This window comes from Rhodococcus sp. NPDC056960, assembly GCF_042674125.1.
In the GTDB taxonomy this organism is placed as follows: domain Bacteria; phylum Actinomycetota; class Actinomycetes; order Mycobacteriales; family Mycobacteriaceae; genus Rhodococcus_F.
Genome location: NZ_JBHURF010000003.1, coordinates 109,962 through 134,537 on the forward strand (window position 1 = coordinate 109,962; position 24,576 = coordinate 134,537).

General features: G+C 67.7%; 24 protein-coding genes and 1 riboswitch. Of the genes, 17 read left to right on the forward strand and 7 right to left on the reverse strand.

The window, feature by feature from the left end; genetic code table 11:
- Positions 1 to 7: 7 nt before the first annotated feature.
- Positions 8 to 1,543: a CHAD domain-containing protein gene (locus ACFTWF_RS05725; protein ID WP_378460303.1), complete on the reverse strand. Its 1,536-nt coding sequence runs from the start codon at positions 1,541 to 1,543 to the stop codon at positions 8 to 10.
- A 45-nt stretch (positions 1,544 to 1,588) separates the two neighbouring features.
- The gene (locus ACFTWF_RS05730; protein WP_378460304.1) at positions 1,589 to 2,488 is read right to left on the reverse strand and encodes a pseudouridine synthase; all 900 of its coding nucleotides are present in this window, start codon (positions 2,486 to 2,488) and stop codon (positions 1,589 to 1,591) included.
- A 195-nt stretch (positions 2,489 to 2,683) separates the two neighbouring features.
- Here ACFTWF_RS05730 and ACFTWF_RS05735 point away from each other — a divergent pair, with 195 nt between their 5' ends.
- Positions 2,684 to 4,672 carry a CocE/NonD family hydrolase gene (locus tag ACFTWF_RS05735; RefSeq protein WP_378460562.1) on the forward strand — a complete coding sequence of 663 codons (1,989 nt, stop codon included), beginning with the start codon at positions 2,684 to 2,686 and terminating at the stop codon, positions 4,670 to 4,672.
- Between the two features lie 40 nt (positions 4,673 to 4,712).
- Positions 4,713 to 5,591, forward strand: a complete 879-nt coding sequence (locus ACFTWF_RS05740) for an oxidoreductase (RefSeq protein WP_378460305.1) — start codon at positions 4,713 to 4,715, stop codon at positions 5,589 to 5,591.
- Between the two features lie 19 nt (positions 5,592 to 5,610).
- Here the strand turns inward: ACFTWF_RS05740 and ACFTWF_RS05745 are convergent, their stop codons facing one another.
- Both ACFTWF_RS05745 and ACFTWF_RS05750 read right to left on the reverse strand, forming a co-directional pair.
- Positions 5,611 to 6,033, reverse strand: a complete 423-nt coding sequence (locus ACFTWF_RS05745) for an organic hydroperoxide resistance protein (protein WP_378460306.1) — start codon at positions 6,031 to 6,033, stop codon at positions 5,611 to 5,613.
- 2 nt (positions 6,034 to 6,035) lie between these two features.
- The gene (locus tag ACFTWF_RS05750; RefSeq protein WP_378460307.1) at positions 6,036 to 6,488 is read right to left on the reverse strand and encodes a MarR family winged helix-turn-helix transcriptional regulator; all 453 of its coding nucleotides are present in this window, start codon (positions 6,486 to 6,488) and stop codon (positions 6,036 to 6,038) included.
- A 73-nt stretch (positions 6,489 to 6,561) separates the two neighbouring features.
- A riboswitch (TPP riboswitch) is annotated at positions 6,562 to 6,665 on the forward strand.
- Between the two features lie 49 nt (positions 6,666 to 6,714).
- Here ACFTWF_RS05750 and ACFTWF_RS05755 point away from each other — a divergent pair.
- The 3 genes from ACFTWF_RS05755 to ACFTWF_RS05765 all read left to right on the forward strand — a co-directional run bounded on the left by ACFTWF_RS05755 (position 6,715) and on the right by ACFTWF_RS05765 (position 10,300).
- On the forward strand, positions 6,715 to 7,479 hold the full coding sequence (locus ACFTWF_RS05755; protein WP_378460308.1) for a 3-oxoacyl-ACP reductase: 765 nt from the start codon (positions 6,715 to 6,717) through the stop codon (positions 7,477 to 7,479).
- A 1-nt stretch (position 7,480) separates the two neighbouring features.
- Entirely contained in the window at positions 7,481 to 8,776 is a 1,296-nt protein-coding gene (locus tag ACFTWF_RS05760; protein WP_378460309.1) for an LLM class flavin-dependent oxidoreductase, read from the forward strand.
- A gap of 120 nt (positions 8,777 to 8,896) precedes the next feature.
- Positions 8,897 to 10,300 (forward strand): CitMHS family transporter, encoded by a 1,404-nt coding sequence (locus ACFTWF_RS05765; RefSeq protein WP_378460310.1) that lies wholly within the window; start codon positions 8,897 to 8,899, stop codon positions 10,298 to 10,300.
- A gap of 1 nt (position 10,301) precedes the next feature.
- On the opposite strand, the gene ACFTWF_RS05770 is transcribed toward ACFTWF_RS05765, so the two are convergent.
- Positions 10,302 to 10,487 (reverse strand): hypothetical protein, encoded by a 186-nt coding sequence (locus tag ACFTWF_RS05770; protein WP_378460311.1) that lies wholly within the window; start codon positions 10,485 to 10,487, stop codon positions 10,302 to 10,304.
- A 117-nt stretch (positions 10,488 to 10,604) separates the two neighbouring features.
- Here ACFTWF_RS05770 and ACFTWF_RS05775 point away from each other — a divergent pair, with 117 nt between their 5' ends.
- Positions 10,605 to 10,946 carry an Lsr2 family protein gene (locus ACFTWF_RS05775; RefSeq protein WP_378460312.1) on the forward strand — a complete coding sequence of 114 codons (342 nt, stop codon included), beginning with the start codon at positions 10,605 to 10,607 and terminating at the stop codon, positions 10,944 to 10,946.
- Positions 10,947 to 11,004: 58 nt separating this feature from the next.
- On the opposite strand, the gene ACFTWF_RS05780 is transcribed toward ACFTWF_RS05775, so the two are convergent.
- Positions 11,005 to 11,409 carry a C40 family peptidase gene (locus ACFTWF_RS05780; RefSeq protein WP_378460313.1) on the reverse strand — a complete coding sequence of 135 codons (405 nt, stop codon included), beginning with the start codon at positions 11,407 to 11,409 and terminating at the stop codon, positions 11,005 to 11,007.
- A gap of 282 nt (positions 11,410 to 11,691) precedes the next feature.
- Here ACFTWF_RS05780 and ACFTWF_RS05785 point away from each other — a divergent pair, with 282 nt between their 5' ends.
- From ACFTWF_RS05785 to ACFTWF_RS05835, 11 genes are all read left to right on the forward strand, one after another.
- On the forward strand, positions 11,692 to 11,913 hold the full coding sequence (locus ACFTWF_RS05785; protein WP_378460314.1) for a hypothetical protein: 222 nt from the start codon (positions 11,692 to 11,694) through the stop codon (positions 11,911 to 11,913).
- 54 nt (positions 11,914 to 11,967) lie between these two features.
- Positions 11,968 to 12,837 (forward strand): MurR/RpiR family transcriptional regulator, encoded by an 870-nt coding sequence (locus ACFTWF_RS05790; RefSeq protein WP_378460315.1) that lies wholly within the window; start codon positions 11,968 to 11,970, stop codon positions 12,835 to 12,837.
- A 165-nt stretch (positions 12,838 to 13,002) separates the two neighbouring features.
- On the forward strand, positions 13,003 to 14,154 hold the full coding sequence (locus ACFTWF_RS05795) for an ABC transporter ATP-binding protein (RefSeq protein ID WP_378460316.1): 1,152 nt from the start codon (positions 13,003 to 13,005) through the stop codon (positions 14,152 to 14,154).
- Positions 14,154 to 15,518: an extracellular solute-binding protein gene (locus ACFTWF_RS05800; RefSeq protein ID WP_378460317.1), complete on the forward strand. Its 1,365-nt coding sequence runs from the start codon at positions 14,154 to 14,156 to the stop codon at positions 15,516 to 15,518. The genes ACFTWF_RS05795 and ACFTWF_RS05800 overlap by 1 nt, the downstream gene beginning before the upstream one ends.
- Before the next feature lie 31 nt (positions 15,519 to 15,549).
- The gene (locus ACFTWF_RS05805) at positions 15,550 to 16,299 is read left to right on the forward strand and encodes a tyrosine-protein phosphatase (protein WP_378460318.1); all 750 of its coding nucleotides are present in this window, start codon (positions 15,550 to 15,552) and stop codon (positions 16,297 to 16,299) included.
- A gap of 26 nt (positions 16,300 to 16,325) precedes the next feature.
- Entirely contained in the window at positions 16,326 to 17,189 is an 864-nt protein-coding gene (locus tag ACFTWF_RS05810; RefSeq protein WP_378460319.1) for a phosphodiesterase, read from the forward strand.
- The gene (locus ACFTWF_RS05815; protein ID WP_378460320.1) at positions 17,189 to 18,166 is read left to right on the forward strand and encodes a carbohydrate ABC transporter permease; all 978 of its coding nucleotides are present in this window, start codon (positions 17,189 to 17,191) and stop codon (positions 18,164 to 18,166) included. The genes ACFTWF_RS05810 and ACFTWF_RS05815 overlap by 1 nt, the downstream gene beginning before the upstream one ends.
- Positions 18,167 to 18,174: 8 nt before the next feature.
- The gene (locus tag ACFTWF_RS05820) at positions 18,175 to 19,065 is read left to right on the forward strand and encodes a carbohydrate ABC transporter permease (RefSeq protein ID WP_378460321.1); all 891 of its coding nucleotides are present in this window, start codon (positions 18,175 to 18,177) and stop codon (positions 19,063 to 19,065) included.
- A 32-nt stretch (positions 19,066 to 19,097) separates the two neighbouring features.
- Complete coding sequence (locus ACFTWF_RS05825) at positions 19,098 to 19,937, forward strand: metallophosphoesterase family protein (RefSeq protein ID WP_378460322.1); 840 nt, start codon at positions 19,098 to 19,100, stop codon at positions 19,935 to 19,937.
- Positions 19,938 to 19,998: 61 nt separating this feature from the next.
- Positions 19,999 to 20,763 (forward strand): ABC transporter permease, encoded by a 765-nt coding sequence (locus ACFTWF_RS05830; RefSeq protein ID WP_378460323.1) that lies wholly within the window; start codon positions 19,999 to 20,001, stop codon positions 20,761 to 20,763.
- Between the two features lie 112 nt (positions 20,764 to 20,875).
- Entirely contained in the window at positions 20,876 to 22,492 is a 1,617-nt protein-coding gene (locus ACFTWF_RS05835; protein ID WP_378460324.1) for an FAD-dependent monooxygenase, read from the forward strand.
- On the opposite strand, the gene ACFTWF_RS05840 is transcribed toward ACFTWF_RS05835, so the two are convergent.
- The gene (locus ACFTWF_RS05840; protein WP_378460325.1) at positions 22,461 to 24,542 is read right to left on the reverse strand and encodes an APC family permease; all 2,082 of its coding nucleotides are present in this window, start codon (positions 24,540 to 24,542) and stop codon (positions 22,461 to 22,463) included. The two genes, ACFTWF_RS05835 and ACFTWF_RS05840, sit on opposite strands and share 32 nt — an antisense overlap.
- Positions 24,543 to 24,576: the final 34 nt, after the last annotated feature.

Below are 24,576 nucleotides of genomic sequence, written 5' to 3' on the forward strand. Positions count from 1 at the left end.
CTGTGCCCTACTTCCAGACTTTTCGGGCCGCCTTCTTCGCGGACTTCCACTCGGGCTTCAGTTGCGGCGCCAGGGTATCGCCGCGATCGAGTTCGCGCTGGAGCAGCATGCCGAGGCCCAGACTCGACTCGGCCGAATGCTGATCCTCCGCGACCGTCGCGAGGATGTGCTCCCGCGCGACGACGGCGTCCTGGTACTCGCCGAGGACGTCCTGGAAGCCCTTGAGCTTCTTGTGTGCGCGGTCGGATGCCTTCGGTGCCAGCGGTCGCGTCGACTCGAGTGCGTAGCGCATTCGCTTGGCGCGCTTGCGCGCTCGGTGTGTCAGCTCGTCGCGCTCGCCCCGGGTGGTCGCGTCCGCGGCCTTCCGGACGCGCTTGCGAACGGACTTCGACAAGGAGCGCAGGGATTTCCGGACGGCCTTCTTCGACGGGCCCGAGCCCGTGGACGACTCGACGGCGGCGAGGAACGTGTCGAGTCCGGCGAGCAGGTCGAGGTAACGCCGCGAGTTCAGCGCCGCCAGAGCCGCGGGGCGGGCGGTCGCGGCGAGTCCCGAGAAGTATTCGTCGAGGCGCGCCCGCACGACCTCACGGCCGGGTATCTCCTCCGCGTCGTCCAGCCGATCCACGAGCCGGCTCCACTGCACCTCGGTGTCCCGGGCCGGCCCGAGGGCCTGGCCGATCCAGCGGAGTTCGACGATCAACTCGTCGACGGTCTCCTGGTCGCGCAGGCTCGGCCCGTACACCTGCAGGATGCTCCGCATGCGCCGGGCCGCGACCCGGAGGTCGTGGACGGACTCCTCGAGGTCGCGCCGCACGCCGAGGTCGGCCGTCACGAGAGAATCCTTCTGCGCCGCCAGATAGTCGAGCAGTAGCTTCCGCGGAGCCGACCCCTTCTTCCCGCGTACAGGACGCGTGGTGTCGGTGACCGCGTCGCCGAGCGCCCGCCGCAACTTCGACGGCGCGTCCGACCGCGTGATGCCGGCATCGGTCAGTCGGGAGTCGATGGCGTCGAACAGCTTTCGGTCGCCGGCCGCGAGTTCGACCTCGATCTCGCGCCACACCCGCTCGTCGGATCCGGTTCCCGCCTCGGGCACGGCGGCGATCACGACATCCGAGACGACCTCGGCGAGCGTCGTTCCCGCCGCGTCCACGAGTCGCTGCCGCTCGCGGTCGGTGCTGATGAGCGCGACCGGGTTCAGGGCGGCGCCACGCGTGACGGCCGTGAGCAGCTCCGCGAATTCTCCGGGCACCTCCGTCTCGGGGAGCTCGGCGTCGGGTGCCAGCTGCAACTCGGTCCGCTCGTCCGCGCCCGCCGGAATCTTCAGGTGCCAGCCGGCGTCGTCGCCGCCTTCTCGGCGGCGGAGGGTGATTCCGGCACGGAGCAGCAGGAGTTCGCCCGTGTCGTAATACAGGGCGGACAGCTGAACGGTGTCACGTCGGGGTTCGCCGTCGACGCCCGGCAGCCCCGAGAGGGCCGGGAGTTGCTGCTCGGACGTGGCTTCGTACTTGCGTTCCACTTCGGACACGGACGTCGCGGTACTCATGTCACCATCTTTCCGCCTGACCGGGGTGAGGGAAAGAACGCGAGGTCAGGTCGGCCAGTCGAGAGTGCGCCGGCTCGCGAAGCGGCGACCGTCCCCCGAGATCGGGTCGACGAACTCGACGGATCGGGCCAGCAGGCGCAGCGGTGTCGAGTAGTCGTCGGCGGCAACGTCGTAGAAGTCGGGGTAGAAGTTGTCGCCGTGGATCGGGATACCGAGTGCGCTCATGTGAACCCGTAACTGGTGTGTCTTCCCGGTGTGCGGCAGCAACCGGTACCGGGCCGCGTCGCCGCACACCTCGAGAAGTTCGATCCGGCTCTCGCTGTTCGCGGGACCGTCCACCTCGTACGCCTTCAACACCCCCCGCTCCTTGACGATTCGACTGCGGACGGTGGCGGGCAGTACGAGATCGGGGTCGTGACGGGCGACCGCCTCGTACTCCTTGACCACCCGCCGCTGATCGAACAGCGACTGGTAGTCGCGCCGGACCTCGCGCCGCACCGTGAAGATCAGCACCCCGGCGGTCAACCGGTCGAGCCGGTGCGCGGGCGTCAGCTCGGGGAGGTCGAGGTCTCGGCGCAACCGGACCAGCGCCGACTCGGCCACGTAGGCGCCGCGCGGGGTGCTGGCCAGGAAGTGGGGTTTGTCGACGACGAGGAGGTTCTCGTCGCGGTGGAGGATCTCGATCTCGAACGGCACCCGCTTCTCGACCGGCGGGTCCCGGTACAGGTACACGAACCTGCGGGGTGCGAACAGCGTGGCCGCGGTGATCGGCTGCCCGCGCTCGTCGACCACTTCCGATGCGCCGACCTTCTCGCGGAGGCGGGTCTCGTCGTGCGGAAATCGGGCGACCAGGTACTCGAGCACGGTGGGCCACGAGCCGACGTCCGGCATCCTCAGGCGCGTCGGGTTGAGGCCGTCGCGGACGGGAAGTGGGGCGTCGGGCACCTTCGCCACGGTAGTCGAGAGGGTGCCGAAACCCGTCGTTGACCGCGGGAGGACTCATGGTTACTATCCGGTAAGTTTGTGACGCGGGCCACCCTGATGGCCGCTGAGGCGCGTCATCGGAGGATTTTCACGGGGTTCGTGGTGATCGTGCGTCGATGGGCGTTTCGTCCGGGTGCGGTGGCAGTTGTTCTTGCGATGGCGGTGGGTCTCGCCGTCGCTCCGGCGCTGACGGCGTCGGCCGATCCGACGGGGGGAGCGGCGGCCGCGCAGTGGAACGCCGCGGTCGACGCCCCGCCCGAATACCCGGTGATCGCGATCGACTGGGACGTTCCGATCAGGATGAGCGACGGAACGGTGTTGAAGGCCAACGTGTATCGCCCCGCGGACGCCTCGGGCACGCCGATCGACACCAGGATGCCGTCCGTCCTCAATGTCACGCCGTACACGAAATTGGTCGGTAACCTCGTCGATTCCGTGCTCGCGGTGCCGGGACTCGAGCACACGGTCGTCGACCTGGTGAACTCCCTCGATCTCGCCGGAACACCGTTCGACGGCGTCGGCGAGGCGGCGAAGGTGCTCACCGGTGGCGGCATGCGCGTCTTCGGCGTCAACCGCGACCTCGTCCGGAACGGATACACCCAGGTGGTGGTCGATGCGCGCGGCACCGGCTTCTCGCAGGGGGAGTGGCAGGCGCTCGGTCCGCTCGAGCAGCAGGATTCCGTCGAGGTCATCGACTGGATGAGCAAGCAGGGATGGTCCGACGGCACGGTCGGGATGGCGGGGGTGTCGTATTCGGGCATCAACTCGCTGCAGGCCGCGGGACACCAGCCGCCTGCGCTGAAGGCGATCTTCCCGACCGAACCGGGCAACGACCTGCTCCGCGACATCGTCGGAACCGGCGGCGGCCTCGGGGTGGGCTTCATGCCGCTGTGGTTGACGCTGGTCAACGGTCTCAAGTTCGTCCCCGACGTCCAGGCCCTCGCGCAGGGCCGCTTCGATCAGCAATGGCTCCAGGATCGGTTGCGGGATCCGCTGACACTGTTCCCCGCACTGATCGAGGCCATGACGGCGACGAAGATCGGCGATCTCGACCCCGGCACGCTGCGGGTGGCGCAGGACGGCCAGTTCTACGAGGAGCGCAAGGCGCAGGCGGGGAACATCCGGGTGCCGACCATGCTCTACGGCGCCTGGCACGACATCTTCGCGAACAGTGAGCCGCGCGTCTACAACGACATCCCGCTGCCCGCGGGCGAGAAGCAACTGATCATGAGCGACGCCTACCACATCTCGTTCGGGGGCGGTTTCGGTGAGCAGGACGCGCCGCCGCGGCTCGACGTCCTCGAACGCGCGTGGTTCGACAAGTGGCTGAAGGGAATCGACAACGGCATCGACGGGTACGGCCCGGTGACGCTGTATCAGCAGGGCAACGGCTGGACCACCACCGATCAGTTCCCGCGCGCCGGGGTCGACTACCAGCGGATGTACCTGTCGGGCGCTCCCAGCGGCACCGCGGGGCACGCCGTGCACGACGGCAGCCTGGTGTCGGCGAAACCCGGTGATGCAACGCAACTCACGGTCGCACCCGGGCTTCGCGGGCTCTGCTCCCGCGACGGTGTGCAGGGCACCGCGGGCGCGGCCGTCGTCCTCGGATCGGTGTGCAGCAAGGATTCCCGGTTCGACGAGGCCGAGGGGCTCACGTTTACCAGCGCACCCGTCGCGCAGCCGACGGAGTTGTCGGGTCCGGTCAATCTGCATCTCGAGACCGTGCTCGACGCCCCCGACGGGTTCTGGGCGGTGACGCTGAACGACGTCGCGCCCGACGGCACGTCGACGCCGCTCACCAACGGCGCCCTCACCGCTTCCATGCGGGCCGTGGACGATTCGAAGAGCACGAAGTCGGCGAACGGCGACTACTCCGAACCCCACCACTACCTGACGGTGGAGTCGCGGCAGCCGTTGGTGCCGGGCGAGGTGACGCCGGTGGACATCAACTTCGTGCCGACCGACGCGATGCTCCAACCGGGCCACCGACTGCGCGTCGACGTGTACGCGGGGAGCATTCCCCGGTATCTGCCGCTCGGACCGATGCTGGCCGACAGCGGGCTGAAACCGCAGCACGTCGCGTTGTCGCCGGACCGGCCGAGTTTCCTCAATCTGCCGCTGGTCGGAAGGCGGGCGTGGTGACGGGTTCACGCCGCGCCCCGGCATCCGTAGGGTTGAAATCATGACCAAGTGGACAGCTTCGGACATCGTCGATCAGAGTGGCCGCACGTTCGTCGTCACGGGCGCCAACAGCGGTCTGGGGGAGGTGGCGGCGCGGGCACTCGGGCAGGCGGGGGCGCACGTCGTCCTGGCCTGTCGCAATACCCACAAGGGAGAGGTGGTCGCGCGGTCGATCGGTGACAACGCCGAGGTGCGCCGTCTCGATCTCTCCGATCTCGCCTCCGTGCGGGAGTTCGCGGCGGGCATCGATGCCGTCGACGTGCTGGTGAACAACGCCGGCGTGATGGCCGTGCCGCAGCGCACGACCGCCGACGGCTTCGAAATGCAGATCGGCACGAACCATCTCGGGCACTTCGCGTTGACCGGGCTGCTGCTCGGCAAGATCACCGATCGGGTCGCCACGATGTCGAGTGCGGTGCATCAGGCGGGAACGATCCACCTCGACGACCTCAACTGGGAACACCGCAAATACAACCGCTGGAGCGCATACGGGCAGTCGAAGCTCGCGAATCTGCTGTTCACGTACGAATTGCAGCGCAGGCTCGCCGCAGCGAAATCACCCGTCAAGGCGGTCGCCGCGCATCCGGGGTACGCCTCGACCAATCTGCAGGCGCACACCGAGTCCGTGCAGGACAAACTGTTGGCGGTCGGTAACCGGATCTTCGCGCAGTCCGCGGAGATGGGGGCGCTGCCGATGCTGTACGCCGCGACCGCTCCCGACGTGATCGGCGGAAGTTACATCGGGCCGGACGGACTGTTCGAGCAGCGCGGCCATCCGAAAGTGGTGGGCTCCAACAAGAAGTCGCGGGACGAGCAGACCGCCGGTGCGCTGTGGTCCCTGTCGGAGAACCTGACGGGCGTCGAGTACAAGTTCGGGTGACCCGACGCCCGCGCAGGTGTCAGTCTTCGGTGACCTCGAGGGTGACGTCGATGTTGCCGCGGGTGGCGTTGGAATACGGGCACACCTGGTGCGCCTTCTCGGTCAGCTCGAGCGCTTCCGCGCGGGGCAGGTGGGGCAGGGAGACCTCGAGGGTGACGGCGAGCCCGAATCCGCCGCCGTCCGTGGAGCCGATGCCGACGCGGGCACCGACGGCCGAGTCGGCGACGTTCGCCTTCGCCTGACGGCCGACCAACTGGAGTGCGGAGTGGAAGCAGGCGGCGTATCCGGCGGCGAACAGCTGCTCGGGGTTGGTGCCGTCGCCGGACCCACCCATCTCGGTGGGGATGGCCAGGTTCACGTCGAGCCGGCCGTCCGACGTGCGCGCGTGGCCGTTGCGGCCTTCTCCGGTGGCGAGGGCTTCGGCGGTGTACACGATCTTCATGGTTACTTCTCTCCTGTACGGGTGGGGAAACTGTGGAGCGATTCGGTGAGCCTCGACAGGGTGTCGCGGAGGGCGACGAGTTCGTCGACGTCCATTCCCGTCGAGTGGGCGAGCTGCGCGGGAATGTCCTCCGCTGCGGCGCGGAGACCGGCACCCTTCTCGGTGAGGTGGATCCCGACACGGCGCTCGTCGGCCGACGAGCGGCGGCGTTCGACCAGGCCCAGGGCGTCGAGGCGCTTGAGCAGTGGCGACAGCGTGCCGGTGTCGAGGTCCAGGGCATCGCAGATCTCACGCACTCCGCGGCCGTCCTGTTCCCAGAGCACCAGCAGCACGAGGTACTGCGGGTAGGTCACTCCCAGCGAGTCGAGCATCGACCGGTATCTCGCCGTCATGGCCCGCGATGCCGAGTACAAGGCAAAGCACACCTGGCGGTCGAGGGCGAGGTTGTCGGTCACCACCAAATAGTTGCACACAACTAGGTTGTGCACAACCATAATGGCCGGAGTGGTGACTGGGCATACACTGTTCGCCAGTGACACGGGGTGCTGCCCGGCGAGAGCCGGGCGGCTGAGAACACACCCGTCGAACCTGAACTGGGTAATGCCGGCGAAGGGATGTCGCGGAGACGGCCGTACGCGCCGCTCCGAATATCTCGTCGCCGACCGAACGGAAGGTGACAGCATGCAGCTCGACAAGCAGATCGTCCTGGTGACCGGTGGTGGACGGGGCCTCGGCGCCGCCCTCGTGCGGTCGTTCGCGGAGCAGAACGCGCGGGTGATCGTGAACTACCGCAACAGCCGGGAGGCGGCCGAGGAGCTCGCCGCTTCCCTTGGCGCGGACCGTACGGTCGCGCTCCGGGCCGACGTCACGGATGCCGGACAGGTCGCCGCGCTGTTCGCCGCGGCCGAGGCGCACTTCGGCTCACCGGTGACCACGGTGATCAACAACGCGCTCGCCGACTTCTCCTTCAACGGCGACGCACGCGACAGGGCGGACGTCATCACGTGGGATGCGTTCGACGCGCAGTTGCGCGGCAGCGTGAAGGCGACCCTGCACACCACGCAGGCCGCACTGCCGGGCATGCGTTCGCTCGGGTTCGGCCGGATCGTGAACATCGGGACCAACCTGTTCCAGAACCCCGTCGTCCCGTACCACGACTACACGGCCGCCAAGGCCGCGGCGCTGTCGCTGACCCGTACCCTCGCCGCCGACCTCGGTCCCGACGGCATCACCGTCAACATGGTCTCGGGCGGGCTGCTCCGCACCACCGACGCGAGTGCCGCCACTCCCGACGAGGTGTTCGACCTCATCGCTTCGAGCACGCCGCTGCAGCGGGTCACCACCCCGGAAGAGTTCGCCGACGCGGTGCTGTTCTTCGCGTCCCCGTGGTCGCGCGCGGTGACCGGCCAGAACCTCGTCGTCGACGGCGGACTGGTCAAGGACTGACATGAGCGACACGAGGCAACTGCACTTCAACGCCTTCCTCTACAGCTGCGGCCACCACGGCGCCGCGTGGCGGCATCCCGCCTCGCAGGTGGAGCGTCTCTGCGACATCACCTACTACGAGGAACTGGCGCAGACCGCGGAGCGGGGCTGCCTCGACGCGGTGTTCTTCGCCGACGGACATTCGGTGCGCGACCCCGCGACCGGGGGCATGTGGTTCCTCGAACCGCTCACCGCGCTGTCCGCGATGGCGCGGGCCACCGAGCGGGTCGGGCTGGTGACGACGGTGTCCACGACGTTCTACACCCCGTTCCACGCCGCCAGGATGCTGGCGTCGCTCGACCACATCAGCGGCGGCCGCGCCGGCTGGAACGTGGTGACGTCGATGTTCGACGCCGAGGCGCGCAATCACGGACTCGAGGAGATGCCGCCACACGACGAGCGCTATTCGCGTGCCGCGGAATTCGTCGATGTGGCACTCGCGCTGTGGGATTCGTGGGAGCCCGACGCGCTGGTGCTCGACCGGGAGGGCGCCTTCGCGGATCCGGCGAAGGTGCGTCCGGTCGAACATCGGGGCAAGCATTTCCTGGTGGACGGCCCGCTGACCGTGCCGCACTCTCCGCAGGGACGTCCGGTGCTGTTCCAGGCGGGCGCATCCGATCAGGGTCGCGACCTGGCCGCCCGGTGCGCCGAGGGCATCTACGCCGTCGCCTACGACCTCCCGGCCGCTCAGAACTACTACGCCGACGTGAAACGCCGCATCCGCGTGGCGGGCCGTGACGCGGATGCGGTGACGGTGATGCCCGGCCTCGTGACCTACGTGGGCTCGACCACCGAGGAAGCGCACCGCAAGAAGGCGGAACTCGACGCGCTCCTCCCGGTCGAGCAGTCGCTGGCGCAGCTGTCGATGTTCGTCCAGCAGGACTGCAGCGCCTGGGAATTGGACGCACCCGTTCCCGCGCTGGCGCCGCTGTCGGAGTTCACCGGACCGCAGGGTCGATACGACACGATCCTGCGAATCATCGAGAAGGACCGTCCCACCGTCCAGTCGCTGCTCGGCACGTTGGCGGCAGGCGGCGGGCACTGCACCATGATCGGCACCCCGGAGTCGATCGCCGACGAGATCGAGATGTGGTTCCGCCACGACGGGGCCGACGGGTTCAATCTGATGCCGCCGCTCTACCCCAGCAGCCTCGACGAGTTCGTCGACGAGGTGATCCCGGTCCTGCAGAAGCGGGGGCTGTTCCGCGCGCAGTATGAGACAGCGACCCTGCGTGACCATCTCCGGGGTCAGCGATAGTTGCCACCACAAAGAACACAACCTTCTCTACGTACGCAACAGTGACTGTGAGCGCCCTTCTCCCCGACACTTGCTGTAATCGCGATCACATCGCGACTCGAGTTCGGACGAGGAGTGGCAATGCTGGTAGCACTCGGCTTTCTGATGGTGGCCGTGTTCATGTTCTTGATCATGTCCAAACGGGCCACTCCCGTGGTCGGGTTGATCGCCGTCCCGGTCGCATTCGGTATCGCGGCCGGGGCGGGTCTCGGCATCGGCGACATGATCACCGACGGGATCAAGTCGCTGGCGCCGACCGCCGCGCTGCTGTTCTTCGCGATCATCTTCTTCGGGATCATGATCGACGTCGGCCTGTTCGATCCGCTGGTGAAACTGATCCTCCGGCTCGTCCGCAACGACCCGATGCGACTCGTCGTCGGCACCGCGGTGCTCGCGATGGTGGTGTCGCTGGACGGTGACGGGTCGACGACGTTCATCATCGTGACGTCTGCGCTGCTGCCGCTGTACATGAAGCTGAAGGTCAGCCCCGTGGTGCTCACGGTGGTCGCCGGCCTGGCGAACGGCGCGATGAACATCGTTCCCTGGGGCGGACCGACGGTCCGGGCCGCCTCGGCGCTGGGCATCTCGCCGTCCGACGTGTTCGTCCCGATGATCCCCTCACTGGTGGTCGGACTGGTCGTCGTGCTGCTGTTCGCCATCCAGCTCGGTTACAGCGAACGCCGTCGCATCGGCACGCTCGAACTCACCGACGAGCGCCTCCTCGTCTCCGCCGGCTCCAGCCTCCGCCGGGCCGCGACCGGCTCCGGCGGCAACGGCGACGCACCCCGCACCGGTAGCGGTTCCGGCGACGCCGGCTCGGACGGCGGCGAAGGATTCGTCGACGGTCTCGACCCCGAGCGGCCCACGCTGCGACCGAAGCTGTTGTGGTTCAACGCGCTCGTGACGGTGTCGCTGCTCGTCGTGCTCGTGATGGACGTCCTGCCGATTCCGGTGCTGTTCATGGTGGCCGCCGCCATCGCGCTGACGGTGAACTTCCCGCGGGTCAAGGAACAGCAGGAAGCGATCACCCGGCACTCGTCGAGCATCGTCTCGGTGGTCGCGATGGTGTTCGCCGCAGCCGTTCTCACCGGCGTGTTCCAGGGCACCGGAATGGTCGAGGCCATGGCGCAATGGCTGCTGGAGATCATTCCGTCCGCACTCGGACCGCACCTGGCCGTCATCACCGGCATCCTGAGCCTGCCGTTCACGTTCTTCATGAGCAACGACGCCTTCTACTTCGGCGTGATGCCCGTGCTCGCCGAGACGGCGTCCACGTACGGCATCGAGCCGGTCGAGATGGCCCGCGCCTCCATCACCGGCCAGACGTTTCACATGCAGAGCCCCCTCGTTCCGGCCATCCTCCTGCTCGTGACCCTCGCGGGTGTTCCGCTGGCGGACCATCACAAGAAGGTGCTGTGGCGCGCGGCGGTGGTGTCGCTGTCGATGCTGGTGATCGGTGTGGTCCTGGGGCAGATCCCCTGGTGACCTAGTCGTCTGTGTTCGTGTCGGTGTCGGTGGCGGGTCCCTCCGGGGTCGCGCCACCTTCGTCGCTCCAGTCGGCGCCCGAACCCTTGTCGTCCTCGGCGGGATCGGACATCACGTCCTTGTCGGCGCCCGAGGCCCCGCTGTCGGTGCTCGTGGTCTTCGGTCCGGAAGCGTCCTTCGGTGTCATCTCCCGCGAGTACCCGGAATGTGGGGCGTTCCAATCCGAAACCCGGTCAGGGATTGGCAGGTGAACGATACTTCGACGTAGTGTTCCCCGGGTTATCGACGATGAAGGAGTGGAACTGTGGCGCGCAAAGTTGTTGTCGAACGCATCGACGACATCGACGGGACTCCGATCAAGAACGGTAAGGGGGAGACCATTCCGTTCTCGGTCGACGGCGTCGACTACGAGATCGATCTGAAGCTCAAGAACGCCAAGGAATTCCACAAGACTCTCGACTACTACATCGAGCACGCAACGCGAGTCGGGGGACGGAAGCGCCGATCGACTCCCGCGGTGGTTCCGTCGCAGGGACGTCAGAAGGCGAAGGAAATCCGGGAATGGGCCACTGCGGAGGGCTACGAGTTGTCGGCGCGGGGTCGTATCCCTGCCCAGATCGAGGAGGCGTACAACGCGGCGCACTGAGTCGCCGGGTTGGGTAACTGCGTCGCCGGTAGCCGAGTTCGCGGTGAGTCGACTCCGGTCAATATCGTCGTGCTGCGTGAAACGACATCGAATTCATGGGTACGCGCGCGACCGGCCTGCCCGGGGCGGGCGCGTGGATTACGGTGTCGTCGCCCGCGTAGATTCCTGCGTGGCCGCCCCCGTAGAACAGGACGACGTCCCCGGGTTGCAGGTTGCGCACGTCCACGGCCGTTCCGTGTTCGAGTTGCTCGTAGGTGGTACGCGGAACGGATACTCCCGCCTGCCGGTACGCCCACTGGACGAGGCCGGAGCTGTCGAAGGCGTAGTGGTCGCCGGCCCCGAGTGTGCAGGGGATCCCGATTCTGGTGACGGCGGCGTGGAGCGCATCGCGTCCCGGCCGCACCGGGTCGGCGCGGAACGTCTGGACCAGCTGATATCCGTGGCTTCCGGTGTGGGGGTTCATGCCGTCGGTACTCCAGTGCGCTCGGTGGGGGTCGCGTCGTCGGCGCGGTCTGGATACAGCGTGGTCCGTGCGCGGCCCGGGCACACCGGCCGAATGACCCGGATACGTGCCTGTCTTCCGTTCTTCCGACACCGGATTCGACGACTGACCAGGGAATCATTCGATCTGGTCGGTTTGGTACTCGCGAGTACCGCGCGCTCCTCGTAACGTCGCACGGGTAATGATTCTGCAAAGGGGAGTGGTCCGCTACGTCCTGTGGGCTGGGGTGAAGGAAGGCGGACGATGAGAATCCGACAAACGGTCAACTGCGCATTCGGAGTCGCACGTCTGGCGTTCGATGCGGGAGCAGCCCTCCTGTCCGTTGCCGTGGCGGTGCCGATCGCCTTCGCCGCGGGCGAGGCGCGATCGATGGCACACACGGCGCGTGGCGACATCGCCCCCGCCCCCGGACCGTCGGACGCGGAGCATGTGCACGACCTGGGGACCGTCGTCGAACTGACGTAGTCGCTACGGCCGCGGTGACGTCGATCGTTCACGGCGATGTGTTATCCAGTTCGAATGAGTGCGTCACCGAGCGACCCGCCCGTGGGAGCGACCCTGTCCGCGATCCGTGCCCTTTCGCAGTCACTCGCACCGAGTGAACGCCGCGTCGCCGAGGTGTGCGTCGCGCGTCCCGGCGACGTCGCGTGGTGGTCGGCCGCCGACGTGGCCGAGCACGCCGGGACGTCGACAGCCACCGTGATCCGGGCCTGCCAGAATCTCGGATTCAAGGGATTCCAGCACCTGCGGATGCTGCTGCTGAGGGATCTCGGCGCCGCCGACACCGCGTCGGTGGGGACACCGGCCGCCGAAGACAATGGCGCCGGACTGGTCCGGGCGGTCTTCTCCGAACTGGCGACGGATCTCGCCGGCGCCCTGGCTCCCCTCGACGAAGACTCGTTCGAGCGGGCGGTGACGGCGCTGGCGGAGGCGGAACGGGTGCTGGTGGTCGGTAACGGAGCATCGGGTCCGTCGGCGGCCGCCCTTGCGGTGCGGTTCATTCTCAACGGCCGGCACGCCGAGGCACCGACCGATGCCGTCATTCAGCAGTTGACAGCGGGCCGCCTGACCTCCCGTGACGTGTGCCTCGCCGTGAGCGACAGTGGGTTGAACTCGATCACGCTGCGGCCGGTCGAGGCCGCGCGGGCGGCGGGAGCCACGGTTATCGGCGTCACCAGTTACGCCCGGTCGACTCTCGTGGAGAAATCCGATATCGGACTGGTCATCGGTGGGGGTACCGGTCCGTGGGGCGGCCTGGGCGCCTCGGCGACGGTGGTGCAGATCGCGTTCCTCATCGGCCTGCAGATCGCCGTCAGCCGAGCGCGGGGTGGCGCGGCCGAGGCTGCGGCGGAGACGTTCAAACAGATTGTGCCCCTGATTCATCCATGACGCCGATCCATCCGTGAGCACGTCGGGCAACAGCAGTTGCGCGAAGCATCACCGATGATTGGATCTCCATTCGCTCACCATTAACCTGAGCCTGGCTAACTACCGATGTAACGAAATTTCCCATCTCGTCGAGACTGGGTAACGTCATTTCATCGGGAGAGGCCAATGGGCAGGATTCGGATCGAGAATCTGAGTCGAAAGTTCGCAGATTTCACCGCAGTCGACAACATCGACCTCGATATCCAGGACGGCGACTTCCTGGTCCTCCTCGGGCCCAGCGGCTGCGGAAAGACCACGCTGCTGAGGATGCTCGCGGGACTCCTCGAGCCGACCAGCGGACGAATCCTGCTCGACGACGCCGACATCACCACCGCGCCCGCGCGGCGCCGGGACGTCGCGATGGTCTTCCAGAGTTACGCGCTGTACCCGCACCTCAGCGTCGCGAAGAACCTCGGATTTCCGTTGCGCGTGAAGAAGATGCGCAAATCGGAGGCAGCCGAGCGTGTCCAGGCCGTCGCGCAGCAACTCGACATCGCGCACCTCCTCGGCCGGAAGCCGAAGGAACTGTCCGGTGGCCAGCGGCAACGCGTCGCGGTCGGGCGCGCGATCGTGCGCAATCCGAAGGCCTTCCTGATGGACGAGCCGCTCTCCAACCTCGACGCCAAGCTCCGGACCGCGACGCGCCGTGAACTCACCGAACTCCATCGCCGACTTGGCGCCACGTTCGTGTACGTCACCCACGACCAGGTCGAGGCGATGACGATGGCGACCCGGATCGCGCTGCTGAACAACGGCGCCGTCGAACAGGTCGGCACACCCGAGGACGTCTACGACCGGCCCGCGTCGGTGTTCGTCGCCGGTTTCCTCGGCAGTCCCGCCATGAATCTGCTCGACGCGCGGGTCCGCACCGTGAAGGGCACGGTCGTCGCGACAGCGGAGGGCGTGACCGCGCCGCTGTGGCCGGGACAGACCGACGGCCGCGACATCGTCCTGGGCATCCGGCCGGAACACCTGAAGGTCGCCGACCCGGACGAGCAGGCGGGAGTCCGGCTGTCGGTGGACGTGACGTCCGTCGAGAACCTCGGCAGCGAGCAGGTCGCCTACTGCGATGTCGGCGGCGCCACGCTGTGCGTCCGAGCGCCCCGTCCGATCGCGTTGCACGCCCACCGATCCGCCGTGCTCACCGCGGATCCCGCCCATCTGCATCTCTTCGACCGCGCGACCGGGCGCCGCCTGGAATGGGTGGACGTTCCCGCACTCGCCGACCTCGACCCCTCGATTCATTCCGAAACACTTTCCGCAACAGGAGCAGCGTGATGCGTAGAACCACCACAATCCGTGCCGTGCTGACCGCGGTCGTCGCCGCCGCGACGCTAGCAGGCTGCGCCACGGGCGGCGCCGCCCCCGGGGCCGCGGGCAGCGGCCAACCGGTGCCCGAACTCGACCCGAACCAGCAGGTCGACATCGTCTTCGAGTCGTACAACCTCCAGCAGGCGGGACTGTGGTCGGATACGGTCAACGGGCTCGTCGCCGATTTCGAGGCCGAGCACCCGAACATCCACGTGAAGGCGCAACCCCCGCAGGGGAGCACGACGACCGGCTCCGGAACCGCGAGCAGCGTGCAGACGCAGATGCTCGCCGGATCGCCCCCCGATGTGGCCCAATTAACTTTCGACACACTCGATTTCGCCGTCAACGAGCTCGGCGCCCAGTCGCTCGACAAGCTCGTCGGCGCCGAGGCCGTGGACGCGACGTTCGGCGGCGAGCATCCGTTCCATCCGCGGGCCGCGACGCTCGGCGACTGGAACGGTGAAACGTACGGCATTCCGTACGTGTTCTCCACCCCCACCCTGTTCTACAACGCGACCGCACTCGCGAAGGCCGGGCTCCCGGCCGACGCGGACCTGTCGTCCTGGCCGAAGGTGGCGGCCGCCGCCAAGGCGGTGACCGCGGCGACGGGCAAACCGGCGCTGTCGGTGTCGTGCTCGGTGAAGGGCGGAAACTGGTGCATGCAGGCGCTGTTCCGGTCGGCAGGCGGCGACGTGCTGTCGCAGGACCGCAAGACCATCGAGTTCGGTGAGCCCGAAGCGGTGTCGGCCGTGACCACGTTGCGGCAGATGTACGACGACGGCGTGCTCGCCAATCTCGACTCGACCACCCAGTACGAGAGTTTCGCGAAGGGTGACGTGGCGATCCAGTTGCAGACCTCGGCCCTGCAGGGAATGTTCATGAAGTCGGCCGCGACCGGCGGCTGGGACCTGCGTGCCGCACCGATGCCCGCCTTCGAGGGTCACGACGCCGTGCCCACCAACTCCGGTTCGGCGCTGTTCACGTTCTCGCAGGATCCGGCGAAGCAACGCGCGTCGTGGGAGTTCATCAAGTTCATGACGAGCGATCACGCGTATACCGAGATCTCCAGCAAGATCGGCTACCTGCCGCTGCGTCCGTCGCTCACCCAGGACCCGGCGGCGCTGAAGGACTGGGCCGACAACAACCCGCTCCTGGCGCCCAACCTCGGTCAGCTCGACAAGCTCGAACCCTGGAAGTCGTACCCCGGCAACAGCTACGTGCAGGCCGACGACATCCTCGAGCAGGCCGTGGAGGACTCGGTCTACTACGGCAAGGAACCTGCGGCAACCATGCAGGCGGCGCAGCAGCGCGTGCAGGAACTCATCCAGTAACCGTTATTCGAACAGAACGAGACACCGACACATGACCAGCACTCTGCCGGCGCCGACACATCATCGACGCCTGAATCTCGCCGGTACCTACAATTTCCGCGATCTCGGTGGATTCTCCACGGACGCGGGGACCACCAAGTGGAACAAGCTGTTCAGGTCGGACGCCCTGCACCGGCTCGACCAGCCGGCCCGGGACCTCCTGCGCGAGCGGAAACTCGCCCTCGTCATCGACCTCCGTGAACAGCAGGAACTCGACGACAACCCGACCGCCCTCGACGGCGTCGGCCATCGGGTGGAGCACCTGCCGGTGTACGAGGGGGAGATCGACCTCGACGGTGCGAACTTCGACCTCGCGGTCGTCTACCGCGAGATGGTTCAGAGCTACGGGCATCGCCTGACCCGCGCGGTCCGTGCCATCGCCCGCTCGGGCGACGACCCTACCGTGGTGCACTGCACCGCAGGCAAGGATCGCACCGGCCTGGTCGTCGCGCTGACGCTCGCGGCCGTCGGTGTCGATCAGCGCGACATCGTCGCCGACTACGCGATGTCCGAGGTTCTGCTCGCCGGGGACTGGGCGCGCGCCATGGCCGAGAAGATGCGCGCCCGTGGCCTTCCCGACGGCGTCGACGTCGACCATCTGGTCGGCGCCAGCCCGGCCGTCCTGATGCGCGCGACCCTCGACTCGATCACCACCGCACACCACAGCGTGCGCGGGTACCTGCACGCTCACGGCATGACCGACGGCGAATTCGACGACCTGCGTAGCGCACTCGTCGCGTGACATCCACTTACACAGGAGAAACCGACATGTCCCCATACGGCGAACCGGATCACTACATTCTGCACGTCAGCGACACCCACTTCGTCACCGACGGCGACCTGCTGTACGACGCCGTCGACAGTGACGCCAACCTCACGCGGCTGTTCGACCGGCTCGCGAAGGCGGGCCGGCGGCCCGAGGCCATCGTGTTCACCGGAGACCTCGCCGACAAGGGCGAGCCCGAGGCCTACGTCCGTCTGCGCCGGATCGTCGAACCGGCCGCCGAGCGCCTCGGCGCGAAGGTGATCTGGGTGATGGGCAACCACGACGCCCGGCCGGCCTTCCGGAGCGGTCTGCTCGACGGCGAGCCCACCCAGGACTCGGTCGACGCGGTCGTCGACGTCAACGGTTTGCGGATCATCGTGCTGGACAGCACGGTTCCGGGATTCCATCACGGTCTGATCAGCGACGAGCAACTCGACTGGCTGACCGGCGTCCTGGCCGAACCCGCACCGCACGGCACCCTGCTCGCCCTGCACCACCCGCCGGTGCCGGGTCTGCTCGACGCCATGGATTCGGTGGAACTGAAGGAGCAGCATCGGCTCGAGGAGGTGCTGGCGGGCACCGATGTTCGCGGAATCCTCGCGGGCCATCTGCACTTCTCCACGACGTGCACGTTCGCGGGCATCCCGGTGTCGGTCGCGTCGGCCACCTGCTACACGCAGGATCTGCTCGTCGACGCGGGCAGCATCCGTGGCCAGGACGGCGCCCAGGGTTTCAACATGGTGCACGTCTACCGCGACCGCGTGCTGCACACGGTGGTCCCGCTCGACGTGTCCCCGGTGGTGTACGAGATGACGGCGGACGAGCTCCGGCAGTCGATCGAACAGCTCACGGCGCCCGGCGTCTGATGTTCGTCGAAGTTCCGCCCACGACGTCCACCGGAAGTGCCGACACGGCGAAGCGTCCGGCACGGGTCGTGCAGATCAAACGCGCACGGGTCGTGCAGATGAAGCGCAGCATCGCGCCGTACCTCTATCTCCTGCCTGCGGTCGTCCTGCTCGTCGTGTGGATCTACAAACCGCTGGGGGAGACCGTCGGGCTGTCGTTCTACCGGTGGAACATGGTGCCCACCAGCCCGAAAGTGCCGGTGGGAATGGACAACTACGTCCGGGTGCTGGCGCTGCCCGAACTCCACCAGGCGCTGCGGAACACGATCCTGTACGTCCTCGCGTTCATGGTGTTCTCGCTGCTGCTGCCGATGGTCGTCGCGTTGCTGTCGAATCGGGTCGCCGGTCGCTGGAAGACCCTCTACCAGGCGTTGATCTTCGTTCCGTTTCTCATCACCCCGGTGGCGGGCAGTGCGATCTGGCGCTGGTTGTTCAATCCCGAGGGCGGCACGATTCCCCGGGCGGCCGCGACCCTCGGGTTCGAACTGGGCAACGTGTTCCGGGAACCCGGCCTGGCGATGCTCGGGGTCGTGCTGATCGTCGGATGGCAGATGCTCGGGTTCGGCGTGCTCGTCGTCTCCGCCGGACTGGCCGGGATCAACCCCGATTACGCGTCGGCTGCGGCACTCGACGGCGCTTCGCAGTCGACCATCACCCGCAGGATCACGCTGCCGCTGCTGTCACCGACACTGGTGTTCCTCGGGCTCATGACGATCCTGCTGGGCGCGCAATGGGCGTACCCGATCATCGACATCGTCACCCAGGGCGGCCCGAGCGGCGCCTCCACCAACATCTACTACCTGCTGTACGAGTTCGGATTCCAGAACTTCGATGCCGGACTGTCGGCTGCGGCCGGGACCCTGTTCTTCCTGGGCTTCGGGCTGATCGCCGTCGTGTTCGTCCGCGTGTCGGACCGACTGAGCTTCTACGACAACTAGGACACCCCATGGCATTTGCACTCGTCGAGGCGCCGGCCCGCGCGGCCGCCGCAGTCCCGGACCGCGATCCCGGCGACGCCCCGGTCGCCACCCGGTCCGCCGGCCGGGTGGCGACCGGACACGTGGTACTCGCCGCGGTCACCGTGTTCAGCATCTTCCCGGTGTATTGGATGTTCGCGACCGCGTTCCGCCGTCCCGAGGATTCGCTGTCCGTCAGCCCGGTTCCGTCCCCGTTCAGCCTCGACAACTTCCGCTACGTGTGGGAGACCATCCCGATGGCGTCGATGCTGGTGAACACGTTCGTCATGGCGGCGGCGATGTCGGTCAGCCAGCTTCTCGTCGCGATCCTCGCCGCCTACGCGTTCGCGCGGTGGACCTTCTTCGGGAAGCAGGTGCTGTTCCTGCTGTTCGTCGGATCGTGGCTGGTGCCGTTCCAGGTCACGATGATTCCGAACTACCTCCTCATCTCACAGTTGGGACTGCTCAATACCGTTGCCGGGATCGTGATCCCGAACCTGTGTTCGGCGTTCGGCGTCCTGCTCATGCGCCAGCACATGGAGGCGTTTCCGCGAGAGTTGTTGGACGCGTCGCAGATCGACGGCCAGAACTCGTGGTCGACGTTGTGGAAGGTGGTGCTGCCCAACATGCGGCCTGCCCTCGCGGCACTGGGAATCATGCTGTTCATCTCGGCGTGGAACGAGTACCTGTGGCCGTCGCTGATCATGCGGCAGTCGAACGCGGTCGTCCAGATCGGAATCCGCGGATTCCTCGGTGCGGAGGGCAACAACTGGGGCGCCGTGATGGCGGCGTCCGGCCTCGCCTGCCTGCCCATCTTCCTGATCTACCTGTTCCTCCAGCGCTACGTGCGCGATGCATTCGTCCGGTCGGGTCTCAAATAGATTCCGCCCATGCCACATTCGAAGGAGTTCCGATGAAGATCGTGCAAATCAGCGACACACACCTCTCCGCACGCGGGGGGCGCACCCAGGACAATTTCGCGCACATCGTCGACTACGTGAACGGTCACGTCCGTCCCGATCTGATCGTGCATTCCGGCGACATCGTCATCATCCATCCCGACGACGCCGACGACCGTGCACACGCCCGCGAACTGATGCGGCGATTCGACGCCCCCGTGCTCGTCGTGCCCGGCAACCACGATGTCGGGGAACCGGGGGCGGCGCCGTGGAAGGGAATCGGCGTCAGCGAGGAGCGGGTCGCGGCATTCGAAGCGGTGTGGGGACCCGATCACTGGCGGCGCGACGTCGACGGGTGGACCGTGCTCGGCCTGAACAGCGAACTGTTCGGGTCGGGACTCGACCGGGAGGCCGCGCAGTGGCGGTGGATCGAACGGTCCGTGGCCGACTCGAGCGGCCGTCCGGTGATCGTGTTCCTCCACAAGCCGATCTGGAGCGCGCTGGACGAGCCGGTCGGTCACGCCGTCGACATCGGCGAGTCCCGGACGCGACTACTCGCTCTGCTCGATCAGGTGTCCCTCGCGGCCGTGGGCAGCGGGCACCTGCACTGCTACCGCCAGACGCTGCGGGGTGAGGCCGTCGAGGTCTGGGCGCCGGCCACCGGGTTCGTCGGGGACGTCGACGACACCGTGCCGGGGACGCTGCCGCAACTCGGGATCGTCGAGTACCACTGCGAGGACAACCGGGTCCGGGCGTTCTACCGGTCCGTGCCGGGGCTCGACGACGTCACCGCCACGTCCGTGACCGAGGTGACCGAGGCGATCGCCGCCCTCGACGCCGGCGCGGTGAGCTGAGGGCGCACCGCCTCGCGAGAACGGCGGGGAGCGAACGGCGGGTAATGGAACACTGAGCCGGGTGAGTACGTCGTTGGCGAATCCCGGTGTCGGGCTGGCTGTGCTGTGCACGGTCATGGTCGTGTGCGCAGCGGTGATCTACGGGGTCACCCATCTCGGCAGCCCGCTCGTGGTGCCGAGTGCCGCGATTCGGGGTGCCGTCCAACTCGCGGCGGTGTCGCTGATCCTGGCCGCCGCGCTCGCACACCCGTGGTCGTCGATCCTCGTGCTGGTCGTCATGTTCGCGGCGGCAGTGGCGACGTCGGCCCTGCGTGCGCGGGCCGGGTGGTCCGCCGGGTGGCTGGCCCTGTCGCTCGCGGCGGGAGTGGGGATCGTGCTGCCGATGATGCTGCTCAGCGGAGTGGTTCCGCTCGAAGGGGTGGCCCTCGTTCCGATCGGCGGCATCGTGCTCGGAGGCGCGATGACCGCGACATCGCTCGCCGCGAAACGCGGACTCGATGCGGTCGAACAGCGGTGGGGTGAGGTGGAGGCGGGGTTGAGCCTCGGACTCTCCGTGCGCGACGCCCGCATGGAGGTGGTGCGGTCCGCTTCCTCGGATGCGTTGCTGCCCGGGCTCGATCAGACCCGGACCGTCGGGCTGGTCACCTTGCCGGGTGCGTTCGTCGGGGTGCTGCTCGCGAGCGGGTCCGCGGTCCAGGCCGGCGCCGTCCAGATCCTCGTCCTCGTCGGGCTGCTGCTGGCGCAGACGTGCGCGGTGGCGGTGACCGTCGAACTGGTGGCACGGGAAGCCGTCCACCGTCCGCGGCACCACGCCGCGCGCACATGACGGACCGGGTCACCCGATCCGCCGGGCGCCCGGTCTGGTCCGAACGCCGGTCGGTCCCGTGGTCGATCGCGCATACTGGGCGGTGATCGGTCCCCTGACGAGGCGGTGTCGAGTGGTGCATCCCGAGGTATTAGTGGTCGGAGCGGGTCCCGTCGGTCTGACGGCGGCGATCGAACTACGCAGACGGGGTGTCGCGTGCCGCATCATCGATCCACTGCTCGAGCCACCGCAGTACGCGAAGGCGGTGGGGATCCAGCCCCGCACCCTCGAGGTGTTCGAGAGCATGGGTGTGCTGCGGAACATCCTGGACGCGTCGATCGAGATGCTCGGTCAGATCGTCTACATCAACGGCGACGAGGTGGCCCGACTGGAATTGTCGCTACCGGCGGACGTCCCGTTCGAGTTCCTCGGGCTGCCCCAGTACGAGACCGAACGCATCCTCACGGAGTATCTGGCCACGTTCGGCACCACGATCGAACGCGGAACGAGGCTGACGGCGTTCGACCAGGACGACGACGGCGTCGTCGCCACGGTCACCGGTGCCGACGGCGACGAAACCGTCCGAACCCAGTATCTTTTCGGCTGCGACGGCGCGCACAGCGTGGTCCGGAAGGGCCTCGGCCTGACGTTCGAGGGTGGTGCGTTCACCGAGCAGTACATGCTCGGCGACGTCGAGGTCGACTGGTCGGTGCCCCGCGGCTGGGGAATCCGGTCGATGCATCAGACGGACGGCGAGACCGACGATCTGCTCGTGTGCATTCCGCTGCCCGGGCACCGCCGGTACCGGATGTCGATGCTGGTGCCCGACGACCTCGCCGGGACCGGCACCCCGGCGGGCGACAAGATCGCGCACGGGTTCGAGGCGGGGCCGAAGCCCGAGCTCAGCCACATCCAGGCCGTGATCGACCGACTGTCGCCCCAGCCCACGCGGGCGTCGAGTCTCCGCTGGTCGTCCGTCTTCCGGATCAGCCACCGCATCGTCGATTCGTACGGGCGCGGTCGGGTGTTCGTCGCGGGCGACGCCGCGCACATCCATCCGCCGACCGGCGCGCAGGGAATGAACACCGGAATCCAGGACGCCCACAACCTGGCGTGGAAGGTCGCGCTCGCAGTGTCCGGTGCCGCGGCCCCCGATCTGCTGGACAGCTACGACGCCGAACGGCGGCCCGTCGGGGAGGAGGTGGTGGGACGCACCGTGCGGAGCGCCCGGGACGGGATCGGGGCGGGATCGTCGGACCCCGATCACGTGATCCGACGCGAGGCGCAACTCCTCATCAGCTACGCGGACAGTCCGATCGTCGCCGAACCGGAGTCGACTGCGGCACTCGCGCCCGGCAGCCGGGCACCGGACGCCCGCGGGCTGACCCGGGCGGCGGTCGCGTTCCCGGTCCGGCTGTTCACGCTCCTCGCGGGACGGAACCACACGCTGCTGCTGTACGCCGACGACTCCGTCGATGCGCTGGGGCTGGAACTGCTCGAGGCCGCGGCGACGTCGGTGGACGAGGCTACCGGTGGACGCGTCGACACGTACCTCGTCGCCTCGCGCGCCGCCGAGGTCGGGGAAACGGTGCTTCCCCTCGTCCGGGACCGCGACGGCGAGTTCGCAGACGCGTACGGCGCCGAAGGCACCGGTGCGTTCGTCGTCCGCCCCGACGGTTACCTGGGGTTCCGTCAGAACCCGGTCGCCGTCGACGGGCTCAGGGAGTACCTGAAGTCGACGTTCCGCTGATCTCGGCGGCCGGTGGGAGCCCGCGCCGGATGTCACCCGGTGCGGGCTTGCCGATCGGTGCCCCGGCACGGGTGGCCGAATCCAGCAGCCAGGGCACGCTCGTGACCATCACGCCGGAGGTGAACAGCAACCGTCCTTTGAGGCGCAGCGCATTCTGGTTGTGCAGCAGGTGTTCCCACCAGCGACCCACCACGTACTCGGGAATGAAGATGGTGACGACGCCGTCCGGGCTCCGCTTCCGGACCGACTTCACGTACCCGAGGATGGGCCGGGTGACTTCGCGGTACGGTGATTCGAGGACCTTCAGCGGCACCGGAACCTCATACTTCTCCCACTCCCGCTGCAGCTGTGCGGTATCGGCGCCCAGCACGGTGACGGCCTCGAGTGTGGTCGGATTGGTGGCGCGGGCATAGGCCAGGGCCCGGGCGGTGGGCTTGTTGAGCACCGACACCAGCACGACGGTGTGCACCTGGGAGGGGAGGGTGAAGCTGTCCTCGTCGACGACGAGGAGCGCCGCGATCCGGTCGTAGTGCCGCCGCACCCCGCGCATCAGGAAGAACAGGATCGGCATCGCGATGACCACCAGGTAGGCGCCCTCGGTGAACTTCGTGATCGTGACGATGATCAGGACGGTTCCGGTGAGGACGGCGCCGGTGCCGTTCAGCGCCCGCCGTGCCCGGATCCTGCGGCGTTCCCCGCCGTCGGATTCGGTTGCCAGCACCCGGTTCCAGTGCCGGACCATCCCCGCCTGGCTGAGGGTGAACGACGTGAACACTCCGAGGATGTACAGCTGGATCAGATGGGTGACGGACGCGTGGAACAGCACGATCAACCCGCCGGCTGTCACGGCGAGGAGCACGATGCCGTTGCTGAACGCCAGCCGGTCGCCGCGCGTGTTGAGCTGCACGGGGAGGTAACGGTCGCGGCCGAGCACCGAGGCGAGCAGCGGAAAACCGTTGTAGGCGGTGTTCGCGGCGAGCACGAGGATCAGCACGGTCGCGGCCTGGACGTAGAAGAAGCCGATGTTGGTGGTGCCGCCGAATACGGCCGCCGCGATCTGGGCGATCACGGTGCGCTGCGGGTCGGTCCGGCAGTCCCCGGCGAATCCGATCAGATCGCACGTCTGTACCGCGACGTGCACCTTGGTGAGGATCGCGAGGGCCGTGATGCCCGCGAACATCACGATCGCCGTCACCGCCATCGCCATGAGCGTCCGCGCGGCATTGGCGCTCTTGGGTTTACGGAACGCCGGCACCCCGTTGGAGATCGCCTCGACCCCCGTCAGCGCCGTACATCCGGACGAGAACGCACGCAGTGCGAAGAACACGAGAGCCAGCCCGGTCAGCCCGGACAGTTCCGGTTCGATGGTGTACCCGGCACTTTCGGCGACGGGGGTCGATCCGGCCGCGACGCGCACGAACCCCGTCACTATCAGGATCATCACACCGGCGATGAACCCGTACGTCGGGAACGCGAACGCCGTCCCCGATTCACGGATCCCGCGCAGGTTCATCACCGTCAGCAGCACCACGAACGCCACGGCCAGCGCTACCCGGTGCGTGTTCAGTGCGGGCACCGCGGAGATGAGATTGTCGACGCCGGCCGACACCGACACGGCCACCGTCATCACGTAATCGATGAGCAGCGCCGACGCCACCGTCAGGCCGGCGGACGGACCGAGATTCTTGGACGCCACCTCGTACGAGCCGCCCCCGCTGGGGTAGGCGTACACCACTTGCCGGTACGAGAGGGCGACCACGGCGAGAAGCACGACCACCCCGACCGCCAGATACGGCGTGAGGTAGAGATACGCGAAACCGCCCAGGGACAGGATCAGCAGGATCTCCTGCGTCGCATACGCCACGGACGACAGCGGGTCGGACGCGAAGATCGGCAGCGCCAGGCGCTTGGTCAGCAACTGCTCTCCGAGGTCGTCACTGCGCAGCGGGCGCCCCAGAGCCAGCCGCCGGACCGCCCGCACGAGAGCCACCACACATTCAGCGTAGAACCGCGGCGGGGCGGCGGCGGGGCTTTCGGTGCCCGGCCGCATTTCGTTATCCGCCCCGAATCGGTGATGTCAGGGT

Coding starts and splice junctions, on each gene's coding strand:
- ACFTWF_RS05725 (WP_378460303.1), bottom strand. CDS start 1,543: ATGAGTACCGCGACGTCCGTGTCCGAAGTGGAACGCAAGTACGAAGCC.
- ACFTWF_RS05735 (WP_378460562.1), top strand. CDS start 2,684: ATGGCGGTGGGTCTCGCCGTCGCTCCGGCGCTGACGGCGTCGGCCGAT.
- ACFTWF_RS05740 (WP_378460305.1), top strand. CDS start 4,713: ATGACCAAGTGGACAGCTTCGGACATCGTCGATCAGAGTGGCCGCACG.
- ACFTWF_RS05745 (WP_378460306.1), bottom strand. CDS start 6,033: ATGAAGATCGTGTACACCGCCGAAGCCCTCGCCACCGGAGAAGGCCGC.
- ACFTWF_RS05755 (WP_378460308.1), top strand. CDS start 6,715: ATGCAGCTCGACAAGCAGATCGTCCTGGTGACCGGTGGTGGACGGGGC.
- ACFTWF_RS05760 (WP_378460309.1), top strand. CDS start 7,481: ATGAGCGACACGAGGCAACTGCACTTCAACGCCTTCCTCTACAGCTGC.
- ACFTWF_RS05765 (WP_378460310.1), top strand. CDS start 8,897: ATGCTGGTAGCACTCGGCTTTCTGATGGTGGCCGTGTTCATGTTCTTG.
- ACFTWF_RS05770 (WP_378460311.1), bottom strand. CDS start 10,487: ATGACACCGAAGGACGCTTCCGGACCGAAGACCACGAGCACCGACAGC.
- ACFTWF_RS05780 (WP_378460313.1), bottom strand. CDS start 11,409: ATGAACCCCCACACCGGAAGCCACGGATATCAGCTGGTCCAGACGTTC.
- ACFTWF_RS05785 (WP_378460314.1), top strand. CDS start 11,692: ATGAGAATCCGACAAACGGTCAACTGCGCATTCGGAGTCGCACGTCTG.
- ACFTWF_RS05790 (WP_378460315.1), top strand. CDS start 11,968: ATGAGTGCGTCACCGAGCGACCCGCCCGTGGGAGCGACCCTGTCCGCG.
- ACFTWF_RS05795 (WP_378460316.1), top strand. CDS start 13,003: ATGGGCAGGATTCGGATCGAGAATCTGAGTCGAAAGTTCGCAGATTTC.
- ACFTWF_RS05800 (WP_378460317.1), top strand. CDS start 14,154: ATGCGTAGAACCACCACAATCCGTGCCGTGCTGACCGCGGTCGTCGCC.
- ACFTWF_RS05805 (WP_378460318.1), top strand. CDS start 15,550: ATGACCAGCACTCTGCCGGCGCCGACACATCATCGACGCCTGAATCTC.
- ACFTWF_RS05810 (WP_378460319.1), top strand. CDS start 16,326: ATGTCCCCATACGGCGAACCGGATCACTACATTCTGCACGTCAGCGAC.
- ACFTWF_RS05815 (WP_378460320.1), top strand. CDS start 17,189: ATGTTCGTCGAAGTTCCGCCCACGACGTCCACCGGAAGTGCCGACACG.
- ACFTWF_RS05820 (WP_378460321.1), top strand. CDS start 18,175: ATGGCATTTGCACTCGTCGAGGCGCCGGCCCGCGCGGCCGCCGCAGTC.
- ACFTWF_RS05825 (WP_378460322.1), top strand. CDS start 19,098: ATGAAGATCGTGCAAATCAGCGACACACACCTCTCCGCACGCGGGGGG.
- ACFTWF_RS05840 (WP_378460325.1), bottom strand. CDS start 24,542: ATGCGGCCGGGCACCGAAAGCCCCGCCGCCGCCCCGCCGCGGTTCTAC.